Origin of the sequence: Kineococcus indalonis, assembly GCF_009906395.1 — a bacterium.
GTDB classification, from domain to species: Bacteria; Actinomycetota; Actinomycetes; order Actinomycetales; family Kineococcaceae; genus Kineococcus; species Kineococcus indalonis.
Genome location: NZ_JAAALM010000216.1, coordinates 1 through 6,284, shown reverse-complemented (window position 1 = coordinate 6,284; position 6,284 = coordinate 1). Strand labels below are relative to the sequence as shown.

Sequence of the window (6,284 nt, the reverse complement as noted above, 5' to 3'; positions counted from 1 at the left end):
ACCCCCGCCCCCGGCGCCGCGGCGCCCGGCGCCCAGCCGCTGCTGGCGGTGCAGGACCTGCGGGTGCGCTTCACCCGCCGCGGTCGCGCCCCCGTCACCGCCGTGGACGGCGTCTCCTTCACCGTCGGCGCCGGGGAGGTCGTCGGCCTGGTGGGGGAGTCCGGCTGCGGCAAGTCCGTCACCTCCCTGGCCGTCATGGGCCTGCTGCCGCGCCGCGGCGCGCACGTGGAGGGCTCGGTGCGCTTCGCCGGCACCGACCTGCTGACCCTGCCGCCGCGCGAGCTGGCCCGCCGGCGCGGCAAGGACCTGGCCATGGTGTTCCAGGACCCCATGACCTCCCTGAACCCCGTGCTCACCCTGGGCCGGCAGCTGACCGAGGTGCTGCGCGCGCACACCGACCTCACCCGCGCCCAGGCCCGGGCCGAGGCCGTGGACCTGCTGGGGCGCGTCGGCATCCCCGACCCGCGCCGCCGGGCGGGGGAGTACCCCCACCAGCTCTCCGGCGGGATGCGCCAGCGCGTGCTCATCGCCACCGCCCTGGCCTGCTCCCCCAAGCTCATCATCGCCGACGAGCCCACCACGGCCCTCGACGTGACCATCCAGGCGCAGGTCCTGGACCTGCTGACCGCCCTCGTCCGGGAGTCCGGCACCGCCATGCTGCTCATCACCCACGACCTCGGCGTGGTCGCCGGCACCTGCGACCGCGTCAACGTCCTCTACGCCGGCCGCGTCGTCGAGCAGGCCGGCCGCCGCGAGCTGTTCGCCTCCCCGCGGCACCGCTACACCACCGGCCTGCTCGACGCCGTGCCGCGCGTGGACGCCCCCGAGGGCACCGCGCTGCGGCCCGTGCCCGGCAGCGTGCGCGACCTGCTGCCGTGGGCGCAGGGGTGCGCGTTCCTGCCCCGCTGCGCGCGCGGGGACGACGCCTGCCGCGGCGGCGAGATCGCCCTGGCCGGGCAGGGCCCGGGCCACCTGGCCCGCTGCGTGCACCCCGCCGGCGCCGCCGCCCCGGCCGTCGCGGGCGGTGCCCGGTGAGCGCCGCGCTCGAGCGCGAGGTGCCCGCCACCGCCGTCCAGCCGCTGCTGAGCGTGCGCGGCCTGCAGGTGCACTACCCGATCCGCACGGGGCTGCTGCGCCGCACCGTCGGCGCCGTGCGCGCCGTCGACGGCGTCGACCTCGACGTGCCCCGCGGCACCACCTACGGCCTGGTGGGGGAGTCCGGCTGCGGCAAGTCCACCCTGGGCCGGGCGGTGCTGCGGCTGACCGAGCCCACCGCCGGCTCCGTCGTCGTCGGCGGCACCGACCTGGTGGCGCTGGGCCCCGAGGCGCTGCGCCGCGAGCGCCGCCGCATGCAGATGGTCTTCCAGGACCCCCTGGCCAGCCTGGACCCCCGCCAGAGCGTGGAGAGCGCCCTGACCGAGCCGATGGCCGTGCACGGCCTGCCCGGCGGCCCGCGCGCGCACCGGGCCCGCGTGCGCGAGCTGCTCGAGCGCGTCGGGTTGCCCACCACCGCCGCCGGCCGCTACCCGCACGAGTTCTCCGGCGGCCAGCGCCAGCGCGTGGGCATCGCCCGCGCCCTCGTCCTGGACCCCGAGCTGCTCGTGGCCGACGAGCCCGTCTCCGCCCTGGACGTGTCCGTGCAGGCGCAGGTGCTGGTGCTCCTGGAGGAGCTGCAGCGCGAGCTGGGTCTGACGTACCTCGTCATCGCCCACGACCTCGCCGTCGTCAAGCACGTCAGCACCACCGTGGGCGTGATGTACCTCGGCGCCCTCGTCGAGGAGGGCCCCAGCGGGCCCCTGTACGCCCGCCCGCTGCACCCGTACACGCGCGCGCTGCTCTCGGCGGCCCCCGTGCCCGACCCCCTCGTGGAGGAGCGCCGCGAGCGCATCGTGCTGGCCGGCGACCTGCCCAGCCCCGCCGACCCGCCCTCCGGCTGCCGCTTCCGCACCCGCTGCCCGTGGGCGCAGCCCACCCGGTGCGCCGACGAGCGCCCGGCGCTGCGCACCGTGGCCGGGCACCCGGCCGGGCAGCGGGTGGCCTGCCACTGGGCCGAGGAGATCGAGTCCGGGCGCCTGCCCGCCCGGGCCGCCGCGTGAGCGCACCGCCGCCGCCCGGCCCGGGCGCCGGGCGGGCACCCCGCCGTTGCCGGTGCGCGCGGGGTGTCGCTAGGTTGCCGCGCACGCCCTGACCAGCTGCGCCGACCCGCCTGCTGACCAGCGGGCCTGCCCCAGCCGGACGACCCGAGGTGACACCGTGGCCCTGCCGCCCCTGACCGCCGAACAGCGCGCCGCCGCACTGGAGAAGGCGGCCGCCGCCCGACGCGAGCGCGCGGAGGTGAAGAACCGCCTGAAGTACGCCGGTGGCAGCCTGGAGGAGGTCATCCGCGAGGGCCAGGACAACGAGGTGCTGGGCAAGATGAAGGTCTCCGCGCTGCTGGAGTCCCTGCCCAACGTCGGCAAGGTCCGCGCGCGCCAGATCATGGAGGAGATCGGCATCTCCGAGTCCCGCCGCGTGCGCGGCCTGGGCGCCCACCAGATCGCCGCCCTCGTGGAGCGCTTCGGCGGTGGCGCGCCCGGCGCCGCCGCGAACGGCGCCGCCGCGAACGGCGCCGCCGCGAACGGCGCCGCGCCGGGCGCGGCGAGCGGCGCGGCCGGGAGCGCGTCCTGACCGTGACCGACCCCCAGCACGACCCGCAGGACCAGCCGCCGCACGGCCCGCACCGGCGCCGGCAGCACCACCCGCTCGAGGAGCACCACCCCCGCGGGGAGGGCCCCGCCCGCCTGACCGTGCTCGCCGGGCCCACCGCCGTCGGCAAGGGCACCGTCTCGGCCGACCTGCGCCGGCGCTACCCGGACGTGTGGATCTCCGTCTCGGCCACCACCCGCGCCCGCCGCCCCGGCGAGGTCGACGGCGTGCACTACCACTTCGTCTCCGAGGAGACCTTCGACGGCTACGTCGAGCGCGGCGAGCTGCTGGAGTGGGCCCGCGTGCACGGCCGGCACCGCTACGGCACCCCCCGCCGCCCCGTGGAGGAGGTGCTGGCCGCCGGCCGCCCCGCCCTGCTGGAGATCGACCTCGCCGGCGCCCGCCAGGTGCGCGAGGCGATGCCCGAGGCCCGCTTCGTCTTCCTCGCCCCGCCCAGCTGGGAGGAGCTCGTGCGCCGCCTCGTCGGCCGCGGCACCGAGGGCGAGGAGGAGCGCGAGCGCCGCCTGGCCACCGCCCGCGTGGAGCTGGCCGCCGAGCCCGAGTTCGACGTGACGATCTACAACGACGACGTCCAGCGCGCCACCGACGAGCTGGTGAGCTGGATGGGGGTGCGGGGCTCGTAGGATGGGCGGGTCTGCCCGCGCGCAGCCGGCACGGGCCGGCCCGCACGGGCGACGTCCCGAGCGATCAGCTCACCCACCGAACCGAGGAGACACCGTGGCTGGAACCGTCGCCGCGCCCGAGGGCATCACCAACCCGCCCATCGACGACCTGCTGACGGCCGCCGACTCCAAGTACGCGCTGGTCATCTACGCGGCCAAGCGCGCCCGGCAGATCAACGCCTACTACTCCCAGCTCGGCGAGGGCCTGCTGGAGTACGTCGGCCCGCTGGTGGAGACCCACGTGCAGGAGAAGGCCCTGTCCGTGGCGATGCGCGAGATCAACGAGGGCCTGCTGACGTCGGAGCCCGTCGAGCAGTGACCTCCGGCACGACCCCGGGACCGGCCCCCGCCGCGGCCACCGCCCGCGCGCCCCGGGTCGTCCTCGGGGTCGCCGGCGGCATCGCCGCCTACAAGGCGGCGCTGCTGCTGCGCGAGCTCACCGAGAGCGGTCACGACGTCACCGTCGTGCCCACCGCCGCCTCCGAGCGCTTCGTCGGGCGCGCCACCTGGGAGGCGCTGTCCGGGCACCCGGTGGCCACCGACGTGTGGACCTCCGCCAGCGAGGTCCCGCACGTGCGCCTCGGCCGGCACGCCGACCTCGTCGTCGTCGCCCCCGCCACCGCCGACCTGCTCGCGCGCGCCGCGCACGGCCTGGCCGACGACCTGCTGACCAACGTGCTGCTCACCGCCACCTGCCCGGTGCTGCTCGTGCCGGCCATGCACACCGAGATGTGGCAGCACCCGGCCACCCGCGCCAACGTGGCGCTGCTGCGCGAGCGCGGCGCCACCGTGCTCGAACCGGCCTCCGGGCGCCTGACCGGCGCCGACTCCGGGCCCGGGCGCCTGCCCGAGCCGGGGGAGGTCGCCGCCGCCGCCCGCCGCCTGCTCGGCTCCGGCGCGCGCGGGCACGACCTCGCCGGGCGGCGCGTGGTCGTCTCCGCCGGCGGCACCCGCGAGCCGCTGGACCCGGTGCGCTTCCTGGGCAACCGCTCCTCCGGCCGGCAGGGCGTGGCGCTGGCCGCCGCCGCGGCCGCCCGCGGCGCGCGCGTCACCCTGGTGGCCGCGCACCTGGAGGTGGCGGCCCCGGCCGCCGTGGACGTGGTGCCCGCGGGCACCGCCGTCGAGCTCGCCGAGGCCGTCGCCGCGGCCGCCGCCGGCGCCGACGCGGTCGTCATGGCCGCCGCCGTCGCCGACTTCCGCCCCGCCGCGCGCGCCACCGCGAAGATCAAGAAGACCGACGACCCCGGCCAGGACCCCGTGGTGGTGCTCGAGCGCAACCCCGACGTCCTCGCCGGCCTGGTCGCCGCGCGCGCCGGCGCCCCCTCGCCCGTGCTCGTCGGCTTCGCCGCCGAGACCGGCGACGAGCACGGCACCGTCCTGGAGCACGGCCGCGCCAAGCTCGCCCGCAAGGGCTGCGACCTGCTGGTGCTCAACGAGGTCGGCGAGACCAAGGGCTTCGCCGCCCCCACGAACGCCGTGGTGCTGCTCGGCGCCGACGGCACCGAGCGCACCGTCCCGGAGACCAGCAAGGACGTCGTCGCCGACGCGGTCTGGGACGCGGTGGTGCCTATGCTGGCCGCGATCACGACCACCCCCGAGAACCCCTGGACTGGAGCCCCGTGACCACCCTGCGCCTGTTCACCTCCGAGTCGGTCACGGAGGGGCACCCCGACAAGATCTGCGACCAGATCTCCGACGGCGTCCTGGACGCGCTGCTCGCGCAGGACCCCCGCAGCCGCGTCGCCGTGGAGACCATGGTCACCACCGGCCTCGTGCACGTCGCCGGGGAGGTCACCACCGAGGCGTACGCCGACATCCCCACGATCGTGCGCCAGACGCTGCTGGGCATCGGCTACGACTCCTCCGCCAAGGGCTTCGACGGGCGCACCTGCGGGGTGGAGGTCTCCATCGGCTCGCAGTCCCCGGACATCGCCCAGGGCGTGGACGAGGCGTGGGAGAACCGCCAGGAGGGCTACGACGCCGAGGGCGCGGACCCGCTGGACCTGCAGGGCGCCGGCGACCAGGGCCTGATGTTCGGCTACGCCTGCGACGACACCCCCGAGCTGATGCCCCTGCCCATCCACCTGGCGCACCAGCTCTCCCAGCGCCTCAGCGAGGTGCGCAAGAAGGGCGAGGTGCCCTACCTGCGCCCCGACGGCAAGACCCAGGTCACCATCGGCTACGACGGCGACCGGCCCGTCACCCTCGACACCGTCGTGCTCTCCACCCAGCACGAGCCGGACGTCGACCTCGTCAAGACCCTCACCCCGGACGTGCGCCGCCACGTCATCGAACCGGTGCTCGAGGGCCTGGACCTGGACACCTCCGACATCCGGCTGCTGGTCAACCCCACCGGGCGCTTCGAGATCGGCGGCCCCATGGGCGACGCCGGCCTGACCGGCCGCAAGATCATCGTCGACACCTACGGCGGCATGGCCCGCCACGGCGGCGGTGCCTTCAGCGGCAAGGACCCCTCCAAGGTGGACCGCTCCGGCGCCTACGCCATGCGCTGGGTCGCCAAGAACGTCGTCGCCGCGGGCCTGGCCCGCCGCTGCGAGGTGCAGGTGGCCTACGCCATCGGCAAGGCGCACCCGGTGGGCCTGTACGTGGAGACCTTCGGCACCGAGCAGGTCGCCCTCGGCCGCATCCAGAGCGCCATCCGGGAGGTCTTCGACCTGCGCCCGGCCGCGATCGTGCGCGACCTGGACCTGCTGCAGCCCGTCTACTCCACGACCGCGGCGTACGGCCACTTCGGCCGCGAGCTGCCCGGGTTCACCTGGGAGCGCACCGACCGCGTCGACGCGCTGCGCGCCGCCACGGGCAGCTGAGCGCCGCCGCCCCGGCGGCGGGCGCCGCGACCCCCGCGCCCGTCGAGCCCCACGCCGGGCCCGGCGCCGAGCCCGCACCCCCCAGCGA

6 protein-coding genes and 1 pseudogene are annotated in these 6,284 nt (G+C 76.8%); all 7 read left to right on the top strand.

Annotated elements, in window-relative coordinates; translation table 11 throughout:
* Positions 1-39: 39 nt before the first annotated feature.
* The 7 genes and pseudogenes from GTR00_RS11745 (at position 40) to metK (ending at position 6,196) form a co-directional block, all read left to right on the top strand.
* On the top strand, positions 40-1,035 hold the full coding sequence (locus tag GTR00_RS11745; RefSeq protein WP_166611808.1) for an ABC transporter ATP-binding protein: 996 nt from the start codon (positions 40-42) through the stop codon (positions 1,033-1,035).
* Positions 1,032-2,096, top strand: a complete 1,065-nt coding sequence (locus GTR00_RS11740) for an ABC transporter ATP-binding protein (protein ID WP_323132418.1) — start codon at positions 1,032-1,034, stop codon at positions 2,094-2,096. Before GTR00_RS11745 ends, GTR00_RS11740 begins: the two co-directional genes overlap by 4 nt.
* Positions 2,097-2,253: 157 nt before the next feature.
* Positions 2,254-2,568: pseudogene (gene mihF, locus GTR00_RS11735) on the top strand (integration host factor, actinobacterial type); the annotation flags it as partial.
* A 218-nt stretch (positions 2,569-2,786) separates the two neighbouring features.
* The gene (gmk, locus tag GTR00_RS11730; RefSeq protein ID WP_166611807.1) at positions 2,787-3,329 is read left to right on the top strand and encodes a guanylate kinase; all 543 of its coding nucleotides are present in this window, start codon (positions 2,787-2,789) and stop codon (positions 3,327-3,329) included.
* A 94-nt stretch (positions 3,330-3,423) separates the two neighbouring features.
* Positions 3,424-3,687 carry a DNA-directed RNA polymerase subunit omega gene (gene rpoZ / locus GTR00_RS11725; RefSeq protein WP_166611805.1) on the top strand — a complete coding sequence of 88 codons (264 nt, stop codon included), beginning with the start codon at positions 3,424-3,426 and terminating at the stop codon, positions 3,685-3,687.
* On the top strand, positions 3,684-4,991 hold the full coding sequence (gene coaBC / locus GTR00_RS11720; protein ID WP_166611804.1) for a bifunctional phosphopantothenoylcysteine decarboxylase/phosphopantothenate--cysteine ligase CoaBC: 1,308 nt from the start codon (positions 3,684-3,686) through the stop codon (positions 4,989-4,991). The genes rpoZ and coaBC overlap by 4 nt, the downstream gene beginning before the upstream one ends.
* Positions 4,988-6,196 (top strand): methionine adenosyltransferase, encoded by a 1,209-nt coding sequence (gene metK / locus GTR00_RS11715; RefSeq protein WP_166611803.1) that lies wholly within the window; start codon positions 4,988-4,990, stop codon positions 6,194-6,196. Before coaBC ends, metK begins: the two co-directional genes overlap by 4 nt.
* The last annotated feature ends 88 nt before the right edge of the window (positions 6,197-6,284 follow it).